The following is a 22,689-nucleotide window of genomic DNA, read 5'->3' as shown; positions in this document are numbered from 1 at the left end:
TATTCATTTCATAGTTCTGCTGTTATGACAGGTAAAATATAATATCTGATACTTCTTCGCAAGCTTTTCAATCAGCCTGTGTGCATTATTAATAGAAAATGTATCCATATTTACAAATGGATCGTCCAATATTATAAACGGTTTTTTATCTTTATACATTGAATCAATAAATGCAAAACGCATACATATTCCAGCCAAATCCTTACAGCCTGAACTTAAGAACCTAATCTCCCTGTACTGCCCAGCTTCATTCTTTAAAAGATTATTATGTATATCAAAACTATACATATTGCTGTCTGTATTATCAGACACAATATCAAAATACTCTTTAAACTTAGCATTTACAGGTGCCTGATACTTCTTTGCATATGAAATCCTTGCTTTTTCAAGATAATCTTTAGCTTTTAACAGATTATTATAGTTGGCAAGGAGTGTTTCATAGTCTGCTTCAAGTCCATTTAACTGACTCTCATACGAACTCAGCTCATCAAGCTCATTTTCCTTGGAATTAAGCCTGCTGTTATATTCGTTAATAGTATTACTGCACAATTCCATACCAGACCTTATATTATTAAGCTGTGCATTAAGTTCAGTAATATCATAATCAGGCATATCATCTAGTTCACGAAGCATACTTAACTGCTGTTCATAATTAACATTATTCTGCCTGAAACGCTTAAATGCATTGTCAGCATCCATATAAGACTTTCTGTACTGTTCAATATAATTAATCCGTTGTCTTATACTGTTAAGCTTTGATATACATTCATTAATAGCATTATCAAAGCCCTGAATATCAGGTATTGCGGTATGTTCCATATAATCAGACATAAATGTATTAATACTTCCAATTATAGCTGTTACATTATACTCTTTCAACCTTTTATTATATTTAAGTTCTCTGTCCCTAAGCATTGAAAGTTCTTTCTTCTGCTGGCTTAACTGCATAAGTTCATAATATGTATCATCAATATTATGTTCTGGCACTATCGCTGATATCCATTCATCAATATCGTGCTGAAGCTTGTTATACTGTTTAGTAAGAGTATCCAGCTTTTCTTTTATAATATCATATTGTTCATTACGGATATTATAGGTACGCATATTATTCTTGTATCGGTCTTTGTTAACAAGACCATAAGCAATACCTCCCATTATACATACAATACCAAGTAAAAAAGTAATAACTGCCAGCGAAGGAATTATAATACCTGCAGCAATTAATATAATTCCAATAATAGCTGCCGCAATAGTAATAGCAGGCGAAGATTTCTTCGGCTTATCATATACAGCTTCATAATTAGCAGTAAGGTGTGCTCTTGTATCTTTAATATCCTGATATAGTGAAGACATTTTATTATATGCTTTCATATAATAATCAATCTCTTTGTCTGTAACATTAGAAAGTTTCTCTTCAAGGCTGTCAAGACGTTCTTTTTCTGACGAACTCAACTCAATGTGCTTTAACTGGATGGATATTTTATTAAGCTCATCTAAGTTGCTGAACTGTATACTTAACTTTTCAACAGACGGAAGTTTGCTATATTCTTCCTCATACTGCTTATAAGCTGTATAGCGTTCTGCAAGCTGCGAATTATATATATCATATTGTTCTTTAAAGGCTAAAAGATCTTTCCGTCTGGAAGCTTTATCAAGAATATCTGAAACAGACGTCTGCTCTTTATCAAGCCTGTTATATTCCTTCTTCTGTTCAGTGATTAATGAAATTGTCTGTTGTAGTGCCTGTTCAAGCTCATTCTTTCCCATAAGCTTTGCCTTAAGCCGTTCAATATCCTCTTTCATCTTGTAAAGCTGCCCGGTCTTTCTTTTGGGACTAAGCGAATTAATCTTATCATTCATATGTCCGATTACTTCATCATAATTATTAACATCTACATCATCTACGGCGTCACAGCCAAGAAGTGCCGCTATATCGCCTGTACTGCCGCTTTCACAATTATTCTGAAAAATGTAAGCTGTTTTTTCAAAAGAATCACTGTCAATTTCAAATATCTCTTTACCAATATCAGAAGTATAATCAAATGAATCTAATTTCGTTATAGTATCTACAAGCTTAAAGGTATCGTCCTTATCTTTAGCTTCAAAGGTACGGTATATTGTATACTGCTTATTATCAATCTCAAATGCAAGACTTCCACCATATAAGCCGCCCTGCCAAGGCTTAAACCGCCTTTTTTCATTAACATAATCATCTCTTTTACTGGTGTTATCAAAACCAAAAAACATAACCTTGATAAATGCTGCAAGCGTACTTTTACCCCAGCCATTTTCTTCTACAATCTGATTAATGCCATCTTCAAATACATAGTCAAAATTATTAAATTGTCCAAAATTATCAATATGTAAACTGATTAATTTCATATAAATTCCTCTCCTGATAACGCATCAATGCCTATCTTTATTATTGAAGCTTTCGTAATATCATCAAGTGTATCGTCACTTTCTACCAGTCTTACAAACTCCCCTTTTAATGACTTGTCATACTGGTATGAGCTGTAATCTACTTTTATTGAAGTATGGTCATATAATTTAAAATAATAATAGTCATTCTTAAAATTCTCAGTAATATATGTAAGGTTCTTCTCTGCGTTAATATCAATCTGTCCTGTAAGCACAACTTTGATAAGGCTTGCAGACGCATAATCTTTCTTATAAAGAACCTCTCTTACTTTTTCTGCCATCTCTACTGAATTCATACATTCAGATATATCAACATCTTCTTCATACAAATTCCTGTAGGAAACACTGATAAATTCATTACCTACAAGCTTGTTATCCTTAATATCAAGAAGTACAAAACCGTGTTCACCACATTCATCAAAGCCTCGTCCTTCAAGGCATCCTGGATAACAATATACTCCCCTTGAATCAAGCTGTTCCATCTTGTATGAATGGATATGTCCCAGTGCGAGATAATCAATTGCCTTATTCTTAAGTTCCTTTAATGAAATTACCTCAGTCTTATCCTTTGACGATGACATAGCTTCCTGTCCGTGCAAAGTAACAATATTATAATTATTACTGTCAAGTACAAGTGAGTTATATATAACATTGGAATTATCTGCTGTTAATTCCACACCATTAATAGTAATTACTGAATTATCCTCTGGTGCTTCAATCTTATATGAAGTCCAGCTGTCATTAAACATCTTAATATTATCCGGTATTGTATCACAATCTATAAAAAGACTTTCTGCATCGTGATTACCTCTTAGATAATAAAATGTTATATCTGGATTGTTATTAATTGCAGACAGAAAAACATTTCTTGCATTAGCTGATATATTCTTCTTGTCATACAAATCCCCTGCAATAATAACAGCCTTCACAGAGTTATCTTTAGCATAAGCAATCATTCTCTCAAATGTAGCAAGAAGCTCAGCTTTTCTCTGCTTAGCCTGTTCCCTGCTTAGATTGCTTGTCATATTAGAATCAAGGTGCAAGTCTGCACAATGTATTATCTTCATAATGCTTCCCCACTTTTATCTTACTTAATTAATCTATATAATAATGCTGCAGCAATAATCTTATTATCCTGCGATTAATTATTTTATAATTATTGGCATTATATAATCATCAATTACATATATAATACACTATGTCGAACATATTTTCTATTGGTAAATATATACAAAATAAGCCATTATGCTTATACATTAAGCATAATGGCTCATTAACAGTGCATTAATTGTCTATCTCTACAATAACCTTTTTGTCGGTATTCGATGCGGCTGCAGATACAACAGCTCTAATAGACTTTGCAATTCTTCCGGATTTACCGATTACCTTACCAATATCTGAGGAAGCAACCTTTAAATTTACGATAATTGCTTTATCTTTCTGTGTTTCTGTCACTACAACCTCATCCGGATTATCAACTAGTGCTTTAGCGATAACTTCCACTAACTGTTTCATAGCTAAATACCTCCACTAGTCTTATTTTTCGATACCTGCCATCTTGAAAAGCTTTCCAACTACTTCTGTAGGCTGAGCTCCGTTTGATAACCACTTCTTAGCAAGTTCAGCATCAATGTTAAGCTTGCATGGATCGTAATTAGGATCATAAGTACCGATTTCTTCAATAAATCTACCATTTCTTGGAGATCTTGAATCTGCTACGATAATTCTATAGAAAGGAGACTTCTTCTCACCTAATCTCTTTAATCTGATCTTTACTGCCATTATTGTTTCACCTCCTGTAATTAATTATATCTATGTTAAAAAGGCAACTTAAAACGTCCCTTTTTAGCACCTTTCATCATACCAGGCATCTGTTTCATCATCTTCTTCATCTGCTCAAATTGTTTAACAAGCCTGTTTACTTCACTGATATTAACACCAGCTCCTCGTGCTATTCTGTTCTTTCTTGATGGATTAAGAATATCTGGATTCTTACGTTCTTTAGCAGTCATAGAATGTATGATTGCTTCTGTACGCTTAAGATTAGCTTCTGCCTCATCTTCATCTGGCATCTGGATATTCTTCATATTACCGCCAAGTCCCATACCTGGAAGCATACTCATAATAGAACCTATACCACCCATATTACGAATCTGTCCCATATATTCAAGGAAATCGTCAAAATCAAATTCAGCTTTTTTAATCTTAGCTTCCATCTCTTTGGCTTTATCTGCATCAATCTGTGCCTCAGCCTTCTCAATGAGTGTAAGAACATCACCCATTCCAAGAATTCTTGATGCCATACGATCAGGATAGAACTGTTCAAGGTCTGACAGTTTCTCTCCCATACCAACATAAAGAATAGGCTTACCTGTGACAGCCTTAATTGAAAGTGCTGCACCACCTCTTGTATCACCATCTAACTTAGTAAGGATAACTCCGTCAATTCCAACCTTTTCATTAAATGAAGATGCTACATTTACCGCATCCTGTCCAGTCATAGAATCAACAACAAGAATAGTCTGGTCAACATTAACCTCACTCTTTATATTAATAAGCTCATCCATCATATTCTCATCAATATGAAGTCGTCCGGCTGTATCAAGAATTACTATGTTGTAATTATTCTCCTTGGCGTGTGCTATCGAAGCCTTAGCAATATCTACAGGGTTATGTCCTGTTCCCATAGAAAATACTTCAACGCCCTGCTTATTACCATTGATAGTAAGCTGTTCTATAGCTGCTGGTCTGTATACATCACAAGCTACGAGCAAAGGCTTCTTGCCCTTGGCTTTGAACTTTCCTGCAAGCTTGGCTGTAGTAGTTGTCTTACCAGCACCCTGAAGACCCGCCATCATAATGACAGTAATTTCATTCCCCGGCTTAATAGCAATCTCTGTTGTCTCAGAACCCATAAGGGAAATCATCTCTTCATTAACTATCTTAATAACCATCTGTCCCGGTGTAAGACTTGACATAACATCCTGACCAATCGCACGTTCTTCTACTGACTTAATAAAGTTCTTAACAACCTTAAAATTAACATCAGCTTCTAACAGTGCCATCTTAACCTCTTTAAGTGCTGCCTTTACGTCAGCTTCAGAAAGGCGTCCTTTGCCGCGAAGATTCTTAAATATGTTTTGAAGTTTATCTGAAAGACTGTCAAATGCCATTATGTATCCTCCTAAAATGTTTAATAATCTTCGATAATTTCGTTAGACAGGTCTTTGATCTCTAATATCAGCTTCATATCTGGTGAAGCAATATAAGAATCAACAAGCTCGTCTATCTTGGTTACTTTGGCTTTAGTATCCATAAATTTCTCAATAAGATGAAGCTTAGACTCATATCCTTCTAATGTATTGGATACCCTCTTGATAAGGTCGTGAACACCCTGTCTTGATATATTATATTCATCAGCAATCTCACTTAAAGATAAATCGTTAAATACGGCATCTTCATATACATTGCGCTGATGTTCATTAAGCAGTTCGCCATAAAAATCATATAATAATGTCTGTTCTACAATACGTTCCACAACACACCTTAACTTTCTGGTTCAAATGATTTATAAGCCTTGAGTATAATATCATAGCAAATAAAAAGTGTCAAGCTTTTTTACTTGACACTTTTTAATATTTTTTGATTTAATTTTTAAACCACAAAACACCTTGGTTATTCATGTTAAAACATATTTACTATTTATCTGGTTATTTACTATTTATCCGGATATTACATTCTGTTATTCATCTGTGGTGCATTTCCATTAGAGCTGCCGTTATTCATATTAGGCATACCTGAGCCGCCATTACCAGGCTTATTCATTCCACCAGCTCCGCCAAATCCGCTTGAAACATTACTTGTGACATCAGATGTAACTTCAATTGATAATGTAGTGCTTCCTGCTGTAATGTTATAAGTATTACCTGTTGTTATCTTATCTGAATATACAATTGCTGCGGCATAAGCCTTTGATGGTGTATATGATAATATTTCATTGCCATTCGAGTCGCTTAATGTATACTTGCTGCCTCCACTTACAGATGTAAATGCAGTAACTATACAGGCTCCATTACTTGCACCTTTTGGAATTTCAAGCATTCCGCTTGAGCCAAATGCCATAACTGTTCCACCATTAATTGTACAACTGTCATCATAGTCAATCGCTGTATCGCCGTCCGAGGTTGGACCAAGTACAACGATATATCCACCATTTATTATAATGGAACCATTGGCATCAAGTCCGTCACCACTTGCATTTATCAAAAGATTACCGCCATTAATTGTTATACTTCCGTCAGATGAATTAATGCCATCATCACTTGAAACAACGCTTATATCTCCATCATTAATAACTATGTCATCAGCTTCAAGACCTTCATAGCACTGTGTTATATTTATTGTTCCACCATTGACAGTAAGCAAGTCATCTGCATGTACTCCGTCATCACCTGTAGCTGCATTTATAGTACCACCATATATATATATTACTGAATTGCAATGTACAGAGTCATCATCAGAGTCTATTGTTATGTCTCCGTCATTGATTATAAGCATATTGCCAGCTTTAATACCTTTTCTGCTCTCAGCTGTATCATCTGTGGTAGTTGTTGTCTTATTGTTATTAAAACCAAAACCACCACGGCCCATATACATATTATCTGTATGCGTCTGTGTTGTATCAGCCGCACCATTATTAGTCTTTATATTAATAGTACCATCATTAATAACAAGTATATTTTCAGCCTGTATGCCATCATTAGAAGCCTTAATAGTTATATTACCGCCTTCAATGATAACATTTCCTTTAGTAGTGTCTGTATCATAAGTTGACTTAATACCGTCTGAACCTGCATTAATATTAATATCACCCGCTACAATTCCGCATAGGTCTTTACCAATTATACCATCCTCAGTACTTGTTATGTTTAATGTACCAGATACGATAATGCAGTCATCTGTACTCTTAATACCATTGCGGTATCCAGCATTGACATTTAATGTACCATTTCCATTGATTATTAAATCCTCTTTAGAATATATAGCGGCTGAATAATCTTCTTCTGTAGATAAACGACTGCTGTCTGTAATTGTATTAGTTGTGTTATCGGCAAGTGTAAGTATAACTTTCTTGGCATCTAACACCTTAATTGGTGCTGTTGTTGTATTGCTTATAGAAGCATTATTAAGAATTAATCTTACAGTTCCCTTATCTGTCGTATTAACGATTATATTTCCTTCTGTTACATTTCCTGATATAACATATGTTCCTGCTTTAGTGATTGTAACTGTTGAACCTGATATTTCAACCGATGAACTATCAGAACTAATCTGGCTTCCAAGTGTAATATGTGAAGCTGTTGAATCATCCCATGATGATACCTTATCTTCATCATCTAATTCGATTGATAAATCTGAATCCGCACTTGAGGCAAGTTCCTCGAGTGATACAATGCTCTGGCTCTCTGTTGTTGTATTGTTATTATGAGTATTAGAACAGCCTGTAAATACAGCCCCCATTAACATAGCTGCTATTGTTGCATATAATAATTTATTCTTTACCATATGAGTCATCTCCTTTGTTGTTTATGCGATTATCATAATGGCAAATAGTGGTTTAAATATGTAAATTGTGTGTAAAAAATGTGAAACCAGCCACAAAACTGATTTCACATCTATACTTGTATATTATATACATTTTATGTAAGCCTGTTAAAATAAAACTTTTATGTATCAGCGTAACATATCAGTGTCACTTTGATAAATTAGATATTAACCTTAACAAGACGTGGTCTTAAACCGTTCTTTTCAAGCTCAGATACAATCTGGTCTTTGTGTTCATGTCCGAAAGCTTCAATAGTTATTCTCAATTCAACTGTAGCCTTTCTGTTAATGCTTACAAACTGGTTATGATCAAGCTTGATTACATTACCATTAGCGTTGGCAATTATCTGTGCAACTCTTACAAGTTCACCCGGCTTATCTGGAAGAAGTACAGATACAGTAAATATTCTGCTTCTCTGAACAAGACCCTGCTGAACAACAGATGACATTGTTATTACGTCCATATTACCACCTGAAAGAATTGAAACAACCTTCTTATCTTTAACCTTAAGCTGTTTAAGTGCTGCAACTGTAAGAAGACCTGAGTTCTCTACTATCATTTTATGATTTTCAACCATATCAAGGAAAGATACAATTAAGTCTTCATCAGGAACTGTTATTATATCATCAAGATTCTTCTGAAGATATGGGAATACCTTTGTACCCGGGGTCTTAACTGCTGTACCATCAGCTATTGTGCTGACAGTTGGAAGTGTTGTAACCTTTCCATTCTTTAAAGAAGCCTGCAGACAATTAGCACCGGCTGGTTCAACACCGATTACTTTAATATTAGGATTAAGAAGCTTGGCAAGTGTAGATACACCTGTTGCAAGTCCGCCGCCGCCAACTGGAACGAGGATATAATCAACTGTTGGGAGTTCTTTAATAATCTCCATAGCAATTGAGCCCTGTCCTGTAGCAACATCAAGGTCATCAAATGGATGAACAAATGTAAGTCCCTTTTCTTCTGCTAACTTAAGAGCATATTCACAGGCTTCATCATATACATCTCCGTAAAGTACAACTTCAGCACCATAACCCTTAGTTCTGTTAACCTTTATAAGTGGTGTTGTTGTTGGCATAACAACAGTAGCCTTTACGCCATACTTCTTTGCCGCAAATGCAACACCCTGTGCGTGGTTACCAGCAGATGCTGTTATAAGACCTTTCTTTCTTGCCTCTTCTGACATTGTGCTTATCTTGTAATATGCACCTCTTACCTTGTAAGCACCTGTATACTGCATATTCTCAGGCTTAAGATATACTTTATTGCCTGTCTGGTTGCTGAAATATTCGCTGAATATAAGGTTAGTTGGTAATGTAGCTTCCTTTACTTTCTCAGCAGCTTCTTCAAATTTCTTTAAAGTTAATTCTTCCATTGTAAATCTACTCTCCTTTAGGTTACTTTATATTATTAAATCAATTATTAACAATAATATACACCATTAATCTAATTATCAATATAAAATATCATTAATTGAATTAAAATATTACATTAATCATCATCTTCTTCATTATCTGATGTATCAAATAATGCGTTGACAAATGTATCTGAGTCAAATTTTTGTAAATCCTTAACCTGCTCACCTACACCAATGTACTTAACAGGTATTCCAAATTCTGCCTGAATAGCAACGGCGATACCACCCTTAGCTGTTCCGTCCATCTTAGTAAGAATAATTCCTGTTATATTAGTTACATCATTGAATTCGCGTAGCTGTGAAAGTGCGTTCTGACCAGTTGTCGCATCAAGGACTATAAGATTTTCCCTATACGCATCAGCATACTCTCTTTCAATAACTCTGTCAATCTTGCGTAATTCTTCCATAAGATTTTTCTTATTCTGAAGCCTTCCGGCTGTATCACATAAAAGAACATCTGCGTGCCTTGCTTTTGCCGCTGCTATAGAATCATATATTACAGCCGCTGGGTCAGAGCCCTCATTCTGTGCAATTATATCTGCACCTACCCTGTTAGCCCATTCTGTAAGCTGTTCAATGGCAGCAGCCCTGAATGTATCAGCCGCAGCAAGGACAACCTTTTTGTTCTGCTCTTTTAAATGGCCTGCAAGCTTTCCTACAGAGGTAGTCTTTCCAACACCATTAACACCAATAAGCATAACAATTGACTTAGTATTCTCAAATTCATATGCATTGGGCCCAAGGTTCATCTTCTCTTTGATTGTATCAATCAATAACTGCTTGCAATCTTTAGGGTCTTTTATTTTATTCTCTTTAACCTTAGCCTTAAGGTCTTCAATAATCTCATCAGTTGCCCTGACACCAATATCTCCCATAATAAGAGTCTCTTCAAGTTCTTCGTAGAAATCATCATCAATTGAAGAAAAGCCATTAAATATATTATCAATGCCCGATACGATATTATCTCTGGTCTTTGTAAGACCTTCTTTAAGTTTACTAAAAAGTCCCATATTAACTCTTCCTTTCTTTAGGCTCATTCAGATCATTGGCAATAAGGTCTACAGAAACAAGAGTTGATACACCCTTCTCCTGCATAGTAATACCATATAATCTGTCTGCCGCAGCCATAGTTCCACGTCTGTGGGTAATTACAATAAACTGTGTATGCTTTGTAAGCTTATGAAGATAATTAGCATATCTTCCAACATTAGAATCATCAAGTGCAGCTTCAATTTCATCAAGAAGACAGAATGGTGATGGCTTTAAGTTCTGTATGGCAAATAATAACGCTATTGCTGTGAGAGCCTTTTCTCCACCTGATAACTGCATCATATTCTGAAGCTTCTTTCCTGGTGGCTGGGATACAATTATAATTCCTGCTTCAAGTATATCTTCATCTTCCACAAGTTCAATTGTACCACGTCCGCCGCCGAATAATTCCTTGAATACCTTATCAAATTCTACTTTTATCTCTTCAAATTTGGCAGTAAACTGTGTTCTCATTCCATTATCAAGTTCAGTTATAACCTTCATAAGTGACTGTTCAGCCTCAATCATATCATCGTGCTGTGTCTTTAAGAAAGTATAACGCCCACTGACTTCTTTATATTCTTCAATAGCATTAACATTTACATCACCAAGCTTCTTAATAGAAGCTTTAAGTATATTAATCTGCTTTCTTAAGTCATTAAGATTAGTTAATTCATCACTCTTTAATTCCAATGCATAGCTGTATGTAAGCTCATACTCATTCCACATATAATCAACAAGCGAATCATTAGATTCATCAAGCTTATCGTGCTGGTTATGAAGACGCATACTTTCTTTTTCAAGAAGGATAATCTGCTCATTAAGGGTTTCTCTTTTCTTAAAGAACTCCTTATGGCTTGCAGTAACCTTTTCTTTGTCAGCTTTAAGCTTAGCCAGCTTCTCGTTATTAGCTTCAAGCTCTTTAACTGTCTTTTCAATGCTATCCATAACATCAGTTATTTCCTGCTGTTTAGTCTTTATTAATTCTGCTGTCTGATTTATCTTATCGTTAATACTCTCTTTTTCATTATCAAGACTATTAATCTCATCAGAAAGTCTTTGAATATTTTCATTAATAAATGCAGCTTTCTGTTCAACTGATGAATGTGATATCTTTAAATTCTCAAGCTTAAGTGATACTGCCGCCTCATTCGCTTTCTTTTCTTCAAGCAGCTTATTAAGGTTCTCAATCTCTTTTCTTGAAGCCTCATTCTCGCTGTCAAGCACATTAAGACTTCCGCTTACCTGCTGTTTATTGCTGTTGACTTTTGATATTTCAGCATCTATGCCTGCCTGTTCATTTACTGCATTTGAATATCCATCAATTATCTCTTTTAACTTGTTATCAGCCTGCTTAAGAGTTACATCTAAAGTATTCTTCTTAATATGTATCTCTCTTTGCTGTTTATTTAACTGGTCAAGATTATCCCTGTTCTTACCGACTTCACTTCTAAGCTCCGATATAGAAGCTTTGGTTTCTGTTATTGTCTTGCTTATGCTTGAAACCTCTGTCTTAAGCTCTTCAATCTCTCTTCTTCGTCCAAGAAGGTTGCTTGAATTCTTAAAAGCACCACCAGTCATTGAACCGCCTGGATTAAGCTGCTCACCTTCAAGTGTTACAATTCTTAATGAATATTTATACTTTCTTGCAATTACCAGAGCATTTTCTATATTATCAACTACAAGAATACGGCCAAGCAGATACTTGGCAAGTCCTTCATATTCAAAAGACACTCTTACAAGATTGCTCGCAACTCCTACAACACCCTTTTCATTAATACAATTATCATTCTCTAATGTATTTCTTGAATGAATAGCATTGAGTGGTAAAAATGTTGCACGGCCAAGCTTATTTACTTTAAGGTAATTAATAAGCTCCTTAGCAGTATTCTCTTTATCAGTAACTATGTTCTGGATTGTTCCACCAAGTGCAGTTTCAATAGCAGTTTCATACTGCTTCTCTACTTTAATAATATCTGCGATAACACCAAGAATACCAGGGTTACTGTCCTTTAATTCCATTATCTTACGGATACTGTTGCCATATCCGTCATATCGTTCAGTTATATTAACTAAAGATTCAAGTCTTGACTTGCTTCTATGATAATTCTGGGTAAGTTTATCAAGTTCCTGTGTCTTCTCCGTTATTACCCCCTTAATAGATGTTACATTGGCATTGGCTTGTGCAATTGAAGCATTAATACTGCTTATATTAACATCACATTCTTTTGACTGTGAAGTAATAGAAGCTATTACCTGTCTTTGTGCTGTTTCATCACTTTTTCCAGTTATTATCCTGCTGTTTAACTGCGATTTACGGATTTCAAGCTGTTCAAGCATTGTAATGAACTTCTGGTTCTCTGCTTTGATAGATGACTGTTCTGTCAGATTATCATATATAAGTGTCTGACGGTTCTCTATCTGTCCTGATATTCCGTCTATCTCAGCCTTTACAGCCTCAGCTTCCTCATTAATGGCATTAAGCTTTGTGTTATATTCATTAATCTCTGTATTAATCACCTCTGCCTGCTTCTTTAATTCATTAATCGAAGCTGTCTTGGCAGTCTTATCCTTCTCAATGTCATTAATTCTCTCAGAATGAAGCTGCTTGTTAGCGTTAAATGTCTTAACCTGTTCCTCAAACAGATTAATCTCACCCTTGAACTTCTGGTTATCAAGCTCTAATGCAGAAGATACCTGATTAGTCTGCTCAATTGTAAGATTAAGCCCATTAAGCTGGTTCTCAGCCGCTTCATATTCTGCCTTAGTAGCATCATATTCATTTCTTGAGCCAGCCAGATCATTATCAGCAATCTCTATTTTATTATCAAGCTCAGCAATTTCTTTTCTTATACGGTCAGTTTCTAATAAAAATGCATTGACATCATATTTTTTCAAATCTGACTTTAAATTAAGATATTCCTTGGCTTTCTCAGACTGTACCTGTAATGGTCCAACCTGCTTTTCAAGCTCTGATAAAATATCATTAACACGGACAAGATTATTTCTTTCATTGTCAAGCTTCTTAATAGCCGCAGCTTTACGGCGTTTAAATTTAACAATACCTGCCGCCTCGTCAAAAAGCTCCCTGCGCTCCTCAGGTTTACCACTAAGAATTTTATCAATCTGTCCCTGTCCGATAATTGAATAACCTTCTTTACCGATACCCGTATCATAGAACATCTCTGTTACATCTTTTAATCGACAGGTATGTCCGTTAATCTTGTATTCACTTTCCCCTGAACGGTACACTCTTCTTGATACCGTAACTTCATCATATTCAACAGGAAGCGCATGGTCACTATTATCAAGTGTTATTGCAACATACGCAAAACCAACAGGTTTACGGTTCTGTGTTCCTGCAAATATGACATCTTCCATTTTCGCCCCACGAAGCTGCTTCGCACTTTGTTCACCAAGAACCCATCTTACAGCATCGGCAACATTACTTTTCCCAGAGCCATTAGGACCTACAATGCCTGTAATTCCGTTATGAAAGTCAAATACTATCTTATTGGCAAATGACTTAAAACCCTGAACCTCTATACTCTTTAAATACATATATACAATTCCTTTGCTATTTTCTTATAGGAAATTCATATCCCTGCTTCTTTAATTCCACAAGTGCCTCATATGCCGCGTGCTGTTCAGCGTGCTTCTTGGTATGACCCTTGGCTGTAACGTGGAACATTCCATCGACCTTCGCACTTGCAATAAAGTCTTTATCGTGCTCTGGTCCTGATTCTCCTATAATCTCGTATACAACTTCCTTATGTGCCGCCTGTACGACTTCCTGTAAAATAGTTTTGCTATCATAAAAGAGTTGCTTGCTTTCCAAATCATTAAGAATAAATGATTTAACGAATTCTTTTGCATTAGCAAAACCACCATCCAGATATATTGCTCCTATTACCGCTTCACAGGCATCTGATACTATAGAATCTCTCTTTCTTCCGCCTGTTAATTCCTCACCTTTACCTAACATTATGAAATTATCAATTCCAATAGCTCTTGCACATATAGCAAGTGTAGGTTCACATACAATACTTGCACGAAGTCTTGTCATCTGGCCCTCATTCATATTGCTGTAATTCTTATAAATGTAATCGCTTGATGTAAGTTCCAGAACTGCATCACCAAGGAACTCAAGTCTTTCATTATCCTTATACTTCTTAATCGTCTTCTCATTAGCATAAGAGCTGTGAGTAAGTGCATTTTTTAAAAGATTAATATCTTTAAACTGATAATTAATTTTATCCATTAACTCAGATAAATTCTTATTATACATTCAATCTCCAATCTGGTGTCAATCTTATAATTATGTCCAATTTATTCAAAAAAGAAAATACAGTCAGATAAAATCCTGCCAGATTACTTTATATGTAACAGGGAATTCTATCAAAATTTCCTGTTACATAAAAAAGCATTAATTTATCCGTGTAATATGCACACTTATAAATTAATGCTCTATTGACACATATTATAGACCCCTGCTATATCAACACCAATATTCTTTATATTAATTATTTAGCAAGTGCATTCTGAATCTGAGTTGCTGCATCTCCTACAGTAACAATATTCTCAATTGCATCGTCTGGAATCTGAATACCGAACTGGTCTTCAATCTCTGTTATAATCTGGAATACATCTAAAGAATCTGCCTTAAGGTCATCAACAAATGCTGATTCTTTAGTAATCTTATCCTCGCTTATATTAAGTACATCTGCAATAATTCTCTGTAACTTCTGAAATTCCATATAAATCCTCCATTCTGACCTGATATCTTAATTATATGAATATCAATATATATCAGGCGTTATACACAATTCTAAATCTGATATTCTTATTATAAATATAATATCTATTCTTGTATTACTATTATAAATATAACATCCGTTCTTGTACTACCATAAATATTATATCTATTCTTCTGTTAATTCCGGCATATGCGAAAGTGACTCAACAATCTGCTCATTAATATTGCTTTTTGAAAATGTCACGCATTGAAGAATTGAATTCTTTACCTCTTTAGCTTTGGCACTTCCGTGTGTCTTAACAACAAGACCATTAAGACCTATAAGTGGTGCTCCACCATACTCTGATGCATCCATAGTCTTAAGTGTACTCTTAATTGAGTCCTTAACAAGCATTGCTCCAATCTTTGACTTAAGATTAGAATAAAATGCACCCTTAATCTTAGATATAATTGTACCAGCAAGACCCTCGTAAAGCTTTAATATAACATTACCAACAAATGCATCACACACGATAACATCTGCACCGCTTCTTGGTATCTCTCTTGCTTCAATGCTTCCTATAAAGTTAATATCATCACACGCTTTAAGAAGTGGAAATGTCTCCTTAACAAGCTGGTTGCCTTTCTCCTCTTCAAGGCCAACATTAACTATCGCTACTCTTGGCTTCTTAATCCCAAGACAGTTCTCCATATATATAGAACCCATCTTAGCCCACTGCACAAGAAAAGCTGGTCTGGCATCAACATTAGCCCCACTGTCAACTATCAGCACACAGCCTTTATCAGTAGGAACAATCGCACCTATTGGTGGTCTTTCAACGCCTGGAAGACGTCCAACAATAACCTGTCCACCAACTAATATAGCACCAGAACTTCCTGCTGATACGAAAGCATCAGCTTCTTTATTCTTAACCATATTAAGAGCCTTAACCAAAGATGAATCTTTCTTATGTCTTATAGCCATAACAGGTGGCTCACCTGTTTCTATAACCTCTGTAGCATTAACAACTTCTATCTGCTCTTTGCTATAAGTATATTTGGAAAGTTCATTATTAACAACATCTTCTTTTCCAACAAGATATACAAAACATTCTTTGCTTGTATTTACGGCATCTACCGCACCTTTAACAATCTCGCCAGGGGCATTATCTCCACCCATAGCATCAAGTGCAACTTTTATCATAAATATACCATTCCTTATATAAATTATGCCTTTTAAATATACTACTAAAATGCTATTTATGCAAGCAAAGCTTAAAAGAAAGCATATGCTAAGAATGTATTTCACCTATATTCTTAATAAGGAGCCAAAAAGAATATATCTATGAACAGGAACACCTTTGGTCTTAGCTGTATCCGTCCCACCATCCAGGCAGATTAGAAACTTTCATTTATTAGAAACGTACACCGAAAGGCATAAAAAATGAGCCTGCCCTCTAAAGGACAGACTCATTAAATAAGTTACTCTATAGAAATTAGTCTACAGTAACGATTTCTTTCTTGTTGTATGAGCCACAAGACTTACATACTCTATGAGGCATCATTAATGCACCACACTTGCTGCACTTTACGAGATTAGGAGCGCTCATCTTCCAATTAGCTCTTCTCTTATCTCTTCTAGCCTTTGAAGATTTATTCTTAGGACAAATTGACATTCGGTTACACCTCCTTAAAATTCTTTAAAATATCTTTGAAAACAGACATTCTTGGATCCAGGATATCCCTGTCACAACCGCACTCTCCTTTGTTCAGATTCGCACCGCAAATCAGACAAATTCCTTTGCAGTCCTCCTTACATAAGGTCTTTCCCGGCATGGATATCAGTATTTCGCCGAAAACTAACTTGTCCACGTCGAGGTCGTATCCATCAATATAGTCTTTTTCTTCTTTTGCTTCTTCCTCGGATGCGTTATCATTAAAGTCAACAATCTCATCAACCGTATAGTCAACGCGTGTATCAACTGGCTCTAAGCATCTGTCACAAGGAATACTAAGGGTAACATAAGAATCAGCCTTAATAGAAAGCTTATTCTTACCTAGCTTCTTAATGATAACATCAACCGCAGGCTTATCAATTATATCATAATCAGAAGAACCTGTATTAAATGTATTCATCTCAATATCTGCTTTATAACTCTTCTCATCCTGTGAACCGGATAAAAGCTCTCTTAAATCAATTAGCATAATTGTCTCCAATTCATACTATATATAGTAAATAAGCATAACGCTTACCACACTTGGTCTATTATACGCACCTGATATTGGTTTGTCAATAACTAATTTAATATATTTAATCAATTAACATATGTCGTTAATTACTTTACAAGTGCTAATGTTTCTCTTGCAATAGCAAGTTCTTCATTTGTAGGAATTACGCAAAGCTTAACCTTTGATTCTGGTGTAGAGATGATGCCTTCAACACCGCAAGCCTTCTGTGAAGCTGCTTCATCAAGTTCAACTCCGAGGAATCCAAGATATTTACATACCATTGGTCTTAACCAAGCTGCATTTTCACCAACACCAGCTGTAAATGTGATAGCATCAACACCATTCATAGCTGCTGTATAAGAACCGATGTACTTAGCTACTCTGTAAGCATAAGCTTCAAGTGTAACCTTAGCTACTTCATTGCCTTCGTTAGCTGCTGCGTTAAGATCTCTGAAGTCAGAAGAAATACCACCTGACATACCAAGTACACCTGACTTCTTGTTAAGAATATTAAGCATTTCGCTTACTGTAAGATTCTCATGGTTGCAAAGGTATTCGATAATAGCTGGATCAAGATCACCTGAACGAGTACCCATAATAAGACCTTCAAGTGGAGTAAGACCCATAGATGTATCTACACACTTGCCACCGATAGAAGCTGAGATTGAAGCACCATTACCAAGGTGGCATACGATAACCTTAGCTGTCTTAGGGTCAAGGTCAGCAAACTTGATTGTTTCCTTTGATACAAAGCTGTGGCTTGTTCCGTGGAAACCGTATCTTCTTACGCCATACTTTTCATAGTATTCACGAGGAATAGCGTAAAGATAAGCCTTTGGCTCCATTGTTCCGCCAAATGCTGTATCCCATACAGCTACATTTGGCTTACCAGGCATAGCAGCTTCAACAGCTTCAATACCTATAAGGTTAGCTGGGTTATGAAGAGGTCCTAAATCGAAGCACTCTCTTACTACCTTCTTAACATCTTCTGTTACAAGACAAGACTCGATATACTTCTCACCTGCATGAAGTACTCTGTGACCTACAGCAGCAATTTCGTCTGTAGACTTGATCACACCGTGTTCTGCATCCATAAGAGCATCAAGTACAAGCTTAACAGCAATGTTGTGATCCTTCATAGGTGTTTCAACAACATACTTATCCTTTCCTGTTGGCTTATGTGTAAGGATAGAACCATCAATACCGATTCTTTCTACAAGACCCTTTGCGATAACGCTCTCATCTTCCATATTGATTAACTGATACTTAAGTGATGAGCTTCCGCAGTTTAATACTAAAATATTCATTCTTATTAATCTCCTATAAAATTAAATATAAGTTATATAATCATTTAATATAATATAAATCATTTAACAATACTTTCTTTATCGGTTCACCGATAGCACTATATTCAAAATAAAAATATCATATTAAATAATCAGTCTATGTTAGTTATACAAACAATATGAGGGGCAAATAATTCGTCCCTCATATTATTATAAATGATGTACCTGACTGCCGCGTGGCAATCATATCATCAAAATGTATGTACACAATTATTTAGCAGCATCCTGAGCCTGAACTGCTGTCATAGCTACAACACCAACGATATCTTCTGCGAAGCATCCTCTTGAAAGATCGTTAACTGGCATTGAAAGACCCTGAAGAACTGGACCATAAGCGCCAGCCTTAGCAAGTCTCTGAACTAACTTGTAACCAATGTTACCAGCTTCAAGTGAAGGGAATACTAATGTATTAGCCTTACCAGCAACCTTGCTGTTAGGAGCCTTAAGTGCTGCAACTTCTGGAACTAAAGCAGCATCTAACTGAAGTTCACCATCAACAGCAATGTCTGGGTACTTTTCGTTAGCAATCTTAACTGCATCAGCTACCATAGTTACTCTTTCGTGCTTAGCACTTCCGTATGAAGAGAATGAAAGCATAGCAACCTTAGGTTCTGCACCAACAAAGCTCTTGAATGAATCTGCAGATAATGCTGCAACTTCTGCAAGCTTCTCTGAATCAAGATCTGGGTTAACAGCACAGTCAGCGAATACGAATAATCCATTCTCGCCTAATTCACAGTTAGGAACCTCCATAAGGAAGAAACCTGATACACTGCTGATACCTGGCTTAGTCTTTAATAACTGAAGAGCTGGACGGATTGTGTTACCTGTTGAATGGCAGGCACCTGAAACTGCACCATCAGCATCACCGCACTTACACATAAGGCATGCATAGTACATATAATCCTTCTCCATCTGTTCCTTAGCCATCTCAGGTGTAACACCCTTCTTAGCTCTTAATTCAACGAACTTGTCGATATATTTCTGCTTATTAGGATCATTGAATGGATCTACGATTGTAGCACCTGTAATATCATATCCCTTGCTGTTCTCAGCGATTTCTTCTGGTGTACCGATGATTATAAGATTAGCGATACCTTCCTTTAAAATCTTCTCAGCAGCTGCGAATGTTCTCTTATCCATAGATTCTGGTAAAACGATAGTCTTCTTATCTGCTTTTGCTCTAGCGTAAATTGTGTCAATAAATGCCATGATTACTGACTCCTCCTTAAAATATGAATTTCGGCACATTATGTTTACCATTATGTTACCGCTACTTTTGCCCCCATTATATACCTTTTTTTTGCGTAAGACAAGGTGAGGATTGTTCTAAATGTTAAGCAATTTTACTGAATTATGTCTATAATCCAATGTTATTTAAGCTGCTGCATTATCATTTATGGTATCTATAACCTTTTTAATTCCAAACCACACAGTTAAATCTGTGAATATATCTACAACACTACACTCATCACTTCTCTATATGGATTGACCGTAGACAATCCTATTTTAGCAATCTGACCATCTATAGGCATAAATAAATCCTGTAATACAGCAAATGCCTGTCTCATCTGCTCCTTATCAAGACATTTGCCAAGTGTAATATGCGGCATCCACGAATATGGCTGATAAAATTTGCTTATATTAGTTTCTGGAATTGTTGCAAATTCATTATATATTGATATTGAAAGATTCATCATATACTCGTTAAGTACAGGTGCGGCATATATCACGCGAGGAAAAAGCTGTCCGACCGATACTATATTTATCGTATTATTTATATTTACAACGCCTTTTTCATCTAAAGGCTGTAACTTTTCCCTGCATACCTTTTCAAATGCTGGAATTAACACATCAACATTCCTTGCCTCAATTGCACTGATTGTAAGATGAGGCATAACATTATTCCTTATCATAAAATCATTGCCTGTTTTATCGGCAATTCTTTGTTGCAGATGTTTCAATATTTTATTAGTATTTTCATCAAAATACGCTGATATTAAATACATACCTAATACTCCCTGAACATATAATCTATGCCAACAGCATACTATTTTCCAACAGCTGAATTGTATATGTTTCCTCTTATTCAGCACACACTTTTTATCAGACCCTGACAGGACCCCTCACAAAATCCCCAAATTCTTTAACTCCATACTTTCCAGCAACAATCATATTATAAATATTAGCCGCATGTATATCATCAAGCAGCATTTCCTTATAGTCAGCGATCTTTGTTATAAGTGGGACTTCCACAGTTTTTCTTATATATGAAAGATACTCCTGCCCTTTTTTATCAAAGCCAAGCACCCTTATATATGGTTCATTCGCATATTTTTCCATATGTTTTTTATCAAGTCCCAATGTTATCCTTACAAGTGCTCTTTTTATTCTGGAAAGTGGTACTTCTTTCGTCTTTATATGTTCGCACAGGCTTCCAAATGAAAACGCCCCATTATCTTTACTTTCTGCCCCCTGTGGTACTGTCCTTGTTATCATATCCATAGCCGACTTATATAATCTGCCAGCAATCTCCTTGTTTACATCTGGATACCGCATAACATTTTCTATAAATACATTTTTATCATAACTACTCGCAAAAAGTATACCTAAAAGTCTTGTAAATAACGCTTCCGTTATGTCATCAGGATATATATAATTCGTATTTGAAGATAATATTAACCCCGCTTTTACAGGTATATATTCCGATATATTAATAATATTAATATTATTATTTTTTTCATTATTTATATCATTATCATCTTTCATTATAGTATCTATAGTGTCACCAGCTACGCAATCACTATCTATACATTTTTTCATTCCATTTTTAAGATTTTCTCTCAATGCCGTCGCACTTGCATACTCACTTCTTATATCTGTATCATTATAACTATCCCCCTGTCTTTGTACGGTATAAGGCTTAATAGCATAATTATTTTTTATAACAGCTTTCAGATATTCAACCGCAAGTATATTATTAGAACTTGTAAGCATTGCCGCAGTATCTTTATCCGTCAGCTTCTCCACAACCTTCTGTCTTGCAGCGGCGTAGGATATTCCATTGGCAGTGTATTTAGATATTTCCTTATATAGCGTATCTTCATTATCGCACAAAACGTGTGCAAGCTTAGAAAGCCTTTCTATATCCCCGCTCTCACTCCCAAAAGCAATACTGTCAGCTTTTATATAATCAAGAACCTTTAAAGCACCAGCGGCAAAGTTCTCAGCACTAGACACAGCATAATTAACAGGCAGTTCAACGACAAGATTAACTCCGCTGTTAAGTGCCATAGAAGCACGCGTATATTTATCAAGAACAGCCGGTTCTCCACGCTGTACAAAATCCCCGCTCATAACAGCAACGCTTATATCCGCCCCTGTAAGCTCCATTGCTTTATTAAGATGATATAAATGTCCATTATGAAATGGGTTGTATTCTGTTACAAGTCCTACTGCTTTCATATATAAATCCCCTTGTATTTTAATTCTATGAATAAATTCCATAAATATTATGTGCTCTGCGTTGCTTTTCCACGCATCCGAAGTTTCGAAGAAACTTCCAAGTGACTACGAAGTAGTCATATTATATCATATGCCCTGCGTTGCTTTTCCACACATCCGAAGTTTCGAAGAAACTTCTAAGTGACTACGAAGTAGTCATATTATATCATAGTTTTTGCGCAGTTCTTCAACGCATCCGAAGTTTCGAAGAAACTTCTAAGTGACTACGAAGTAGTCATATTATATCATAACATAAATTATAATTAATATTAAACACAGCGAATATATCCAACACATAAAAATGCCCCTGAAGCTTTTGCTCCGGGGGGATTTTTACTATGTAAGTTATTTCAATATATATGTCACTTCGTTATATATATTAACCACCATATAACTTATG

General features: G+C 35.7%; 19 protein-coding genes. All 19 read right to left on the bottom strand.

All coding sequences use genetic code 11. The features are described 5' to 3' along the window. Positions 1–3: 3 nt before the first annotated feature. Positions 4–2,382 carry an ATP-binding protein gene (locus BM157_RS03745; RefSeq protein ID WP_090139971.1) on the bottom strand — a complete coding sequence of 793 codons (2,379 nt, stop codon included), beginning with the start codon at positions 2,380–2,382 and terminating at the stop codon, positions 4–6. Beyond that, positions 2,379–3,488: a metallophosphoesterase family protein gene (locus BM157_RS03740; protein WP_055306616.1), complete on the bottom strand. Its 1,110-nt coding sequence runs from the start codon at positions 3,486–3,488 to the stop codon at positions 2,379–2,381. Before BM157_RS03740 ends, BM157_RS03745 begins: the two co-directional genes overlap by 4 nt. 217 nt (positions 3,489–3,705) lie before the next feature. Then, positions 3,706–3,936 carry a KH domain-containing protein gene (locus tag BM157_RS03735; RefSeq protein WP_022501723.1) on the bottom strand — a complete coding sequence of 77 codons (231 nt, stop codon included), beginning with the start codon at positions 3,934–3,936 and terminating at the stop codon, positions 3,706–3,708. A gap of 21 nt (positions 3,937–3,957) precedes the next feature. Then, complete coding sequence (rpsP, locus tag BM157_RS03730) at positions 3,958–4,203, bottom strand: 30S ribosomal protein S16 (RefSeq protein WP_022501722.1); 246 nt, start codon at positions 4,201–4,203, stop codon at positions 3,958–3,960. Between the two features lie 35 nt (positions 4,204–4,238). Beyond that, positions 4,239–5,594 (bottom strand): signal recognition particle protein, encoded by a 1,356-nt coding sequence (ffh, locus tag BM157_RS03725; protein ID WP_022501721.1) that lies wholly within the window; start codon positions 5,592–5,594, stop codon positions 4,239–4,241. Positions 5,595–5,614: 20 nt separating this feature from the next. Continuing rightward, positions 5,615–5,959: a YlxM family DNA-binding protein gene (ylxM, locus tag BM157_RS03720; protein WP_022501720.1), complete on the bottom strand. Its 345-nt coding sequence runs from the start codon at positions 5,957–5,959 to the stop codon at positions 5,615–5,617. A gap of 194 nt (positions 5,960–6,153) precedes the next feature. Continuing rightward, positions 6,154–7,986: a carbohydrate-binding domain-containing protein gene (locus tag BM157_RS03715; protein WP_318255798.1), complete on the bottom strand. Its 1,833-nt coding sequence runs from the start codon at positions 7,984–7,986 to the stop codon at positions 6,154–6,156. 200 nt (positions 7,987–8,186) lie between these two features. Further along, positions 8,187–9,404, bottom strand: coding sequence for a threonine ammonia-lyase (gene ilvA / locus BM157_RS03710; protein WP_055174806.1), 1,218 nt, complete (start codon positions 9,402–9,404; stop codon positions 8,187–8,189). A 116-nt stretch (positions 9,405–9,520) separates the two neighbouring features. After that, positions 9,521–10,456 (bottom strand): signal recognition particle-docking protein FtsY, encoded by a 936-nt coding sequence (gene ftsY / locus BM157_RS03705; RefSeq protein ID WP_022501717.1) that lies wholly within the window; start codon positions 10,454–10,456, stop codon positions 9,521–9,523. 1 nt (position 10,457) lies between these two features. Continuing rightward, positions 10,458–14,036, bottom strand: a complete 3,579-nt coding sequence (gene smc / locus BM157_RS03700; RefSeq protein ID WP_090139968.1) for a chromosome segregation protein SMC — start codon at positions 14,034–14,036, stop codon at positions 10,458–10,460. A 16-nt stretch (positions 14,037–14,052) separates the two neighbouring features. After that, on the bottom strand, positions 14,053–14,763 hold the full coding sequence (gene rnc, locus BM157_RS03695) for a ribonuclease III (RefSeq protein WP_022501715.1): 711 nt from the start codon (positions 14,761–14,763) through the stop codon (positions 14,053–14,055). A 235-nt stretch (positions 14,764–14,998) separates the two neighbouring features. Beyond that, entirely contained in the window at positions 14,999–15,232 is a 234-nt protein-coding gene (acpP, locus tag BM157_RS03690; RefSeq protein ID WP_022501714.1) for an acyl carrier protein, read from the bottom strand. 165 nt (positions 15,233–15,397) lie between these two features. Continuing rightward, a complete protein-coding gene (gene plsX / locus BM157_RS03685; protein WP_055306619.1) occupies positions 15,398–16,414 on the bottom strand; it encodes a phosphate acyltransferase PlsX in 1,017 nt (338 codons plus the stop codon). A 292-nt stretch (positions 16,415–16,706) separates the two neighbouring features. Next, positions 16,707–16,886 (bottom strand): 50S ribosomal protein L32, encoded by a 180-nt coding sequence (gene rpmF, locus BM157_RS03680; protein WP_022501712.1) that lies wholly within the window; start codon positions 16,884–16,886, stop codon positions 16,707–16,709. 4 nt (positions 16,887–16,890) lie between these two features. Further along, positions 16,891–17,415 carry a YceD family protein gene (locus BM157_RS03675; RefSeq protein WP_022501711.1) on the bottom strand — a complete coding sequence of 175 codons (525 nt, stop codon included), beginning with the start codon at positions 17,413–17,415 and terminating at the stop codon, positions 16,891–16,893. Positions 17,416–17,546: 131 nt separating this feature from the next. Continuing rightward, positions 17,547–18,746, bottom strand: coding sequence for an acetate/propionate family kinase (locus BM157_RS03670; protein ID WP_022501710.1), 1,200 nt, complete (start codon positions 18,744–18,746; stop codon positions 17,547–17,549). Positions 18,747–18,995: 249 nt separating this feature from the next. Then, positions 18,996–19,997: a phosphate acetyltransferase gene (pta, locus tag BM157_RS03665; RefSeq protein WP_022206630.1), complete on the bottom strand. Its 1,002-nt coding sequence runs from the start codon at positions 19,995–19,997 to the stop codon at positions 18,996–18,998. 242 nt (positions 19,998–20,239) lie between these two features. After that, on the bottom strand, positions 20,240–20,794 hold the full coding sequence (locus BM157_RS03660) for a 2'-5' RNA ligase family protein (protein ID WP_090139966.1): 555 nt from the start codon (positions 20,792–20,794) through the stop codon (positions 20,240–20,242). 97 nt (positions 20,795–20,891) lie between these two features. After that, complete coding sequence (locus BM157_RS03655; protein WP_318255797.1) at positions 20,892–22,250, bottom strand: tRNA(Met) cytidine acetate ligase; 1,359 nt, start codon at positions 22,248–22,250, stop codon at positions 20,892–20,894. Positions 22,251–22,689 lie beyond the last annotated feature (439 nt).

Source organism: [Lactobacillus] rogosae (assembly GCA_900112995.1).
In the GTDB taxonomy this organism is placed as follows: Bacteria; Bacillota; Clostridia; order Lachnospirales; family Lachnospiraceae; genus Lachnospira; species Lachnospira rogosae.
This window is presented reverse-complemented; position numbering and strand designations above follow the sequence as displayed.

Coding starts and splice junctions, on each gene's coding strand:
- pta (WP_022206630.1), bottom strand. CDS start 19,997: ATGGCATTTATTGACACAATTTACGCTAGAGCAAAAGCAGATAAGAAG.
- BM157_RS03745 (WP_090139971.1), bottom strand. CDS start 2,382: ATGAAATTAATCAGTTTACATATTGATAATTTTGGACAATTTAATAAT.
- acpP (WP_022501714.1), bottom strand. CDS start 15,232: ATGGAATTTCAGAAGTTACAGAGAATTATTGCAGATGTACTTAATATA.
- BM157_RS03655 (WP_318255797.1), bottom strand. CDS start 22,250: ATGAAAGCAGTAGGACTTGTAACAGAATACAACCCATTTCATAATGGA.
- rpmF (WP_022501712.1), bottom strand. CDS start 16,886: ATGTCAATTTGTCCTAAGAATAAATCTTCAAAGGCTAGAAGAGATAAG.
- ftsY (WP_022501717.1), bottom strand. CDS start 10,456: ATGGGACTTTTTAGTAAACTTAAAGAAGGTCTTACAAAGACCAGAGAT.
- BM157_RS03670 (WP_022501710.1), bottom strand. CDS start 18,746: ATGAATATTTTAGTATTAAACTGCGGAAGCTCATCACTTAAGTATCAG.
- BM157_RS03735 (WP_022501723.1), bottom strand. CDS start 3,936: ATGAAACAGTTAGTGGAAGTTATCGCTAAAGCACTAGTTGATAATCCG.
- plsX (WP_055306619.1), bottom strand. CDS start 16,414: ATGATAAAAGTTGCACTTGATGCTATGGGTGGAGATAATGCCCCTGGC.
- ilvA (WP_055174806.1), bottom strand. CDS start 9,404: ATGGAAGAATTAACTTTAAAGAAATTTGAAGAAGCTGCTGAGAAAGTA.
- BM157_RS03660 (WP_090139966.1), bottom strand. CDS start 20,794: ATGTATTTAATATCAGCGTATTTTGATGAAAATACTAATAAAATATTG.
- rnc (WP_022501715.1), bottom strand. CDS start 14,763: ATGTATAATAAGAATTTATCTGAGTTAATGGATAAAATTAATTATCAG.
- BM157_RS03715 (WP_318255798.1), bottom strand. CDS start 7,986: ATGGTAAAGAATAAATTATTATATGCAACAATAGCAGCTATGTTAATG.
- BM157_RS03740 (WP_055306616.1), bottom strand. CDS start 3,488: ATGAAGATAATACATTGTGCAGACTTGCACCTTGATTCTAATATGACA.
- smc (WP_090139968.1), bottom strand. CDS start 14,036: ATGTATTTAAAGAGTATAGAGGTTCAGGGTTTTAAGTCATTTGCCAAT.
- rpsP (WP_022501722.1), bottom strand. CDS start 4,203: ATGGCAGTAAAGATCAGATTAAAGAGATTAGGTGAGAAGAAGTCTCCT.
- ffh (WP_022501721.1), bottom strand. CDS start 5,594: ATGGCATTTGACAGTCTTTCAGATAAACTTCAAAACATATTTAAGAAT.
- BM157_RS03675 (WP_022501711.1), bottom strand. CDS start 17,415: ATGCTAATTGATTTAAGAGAGCTTTTATCCGGTTCACAGGATGAGAAG.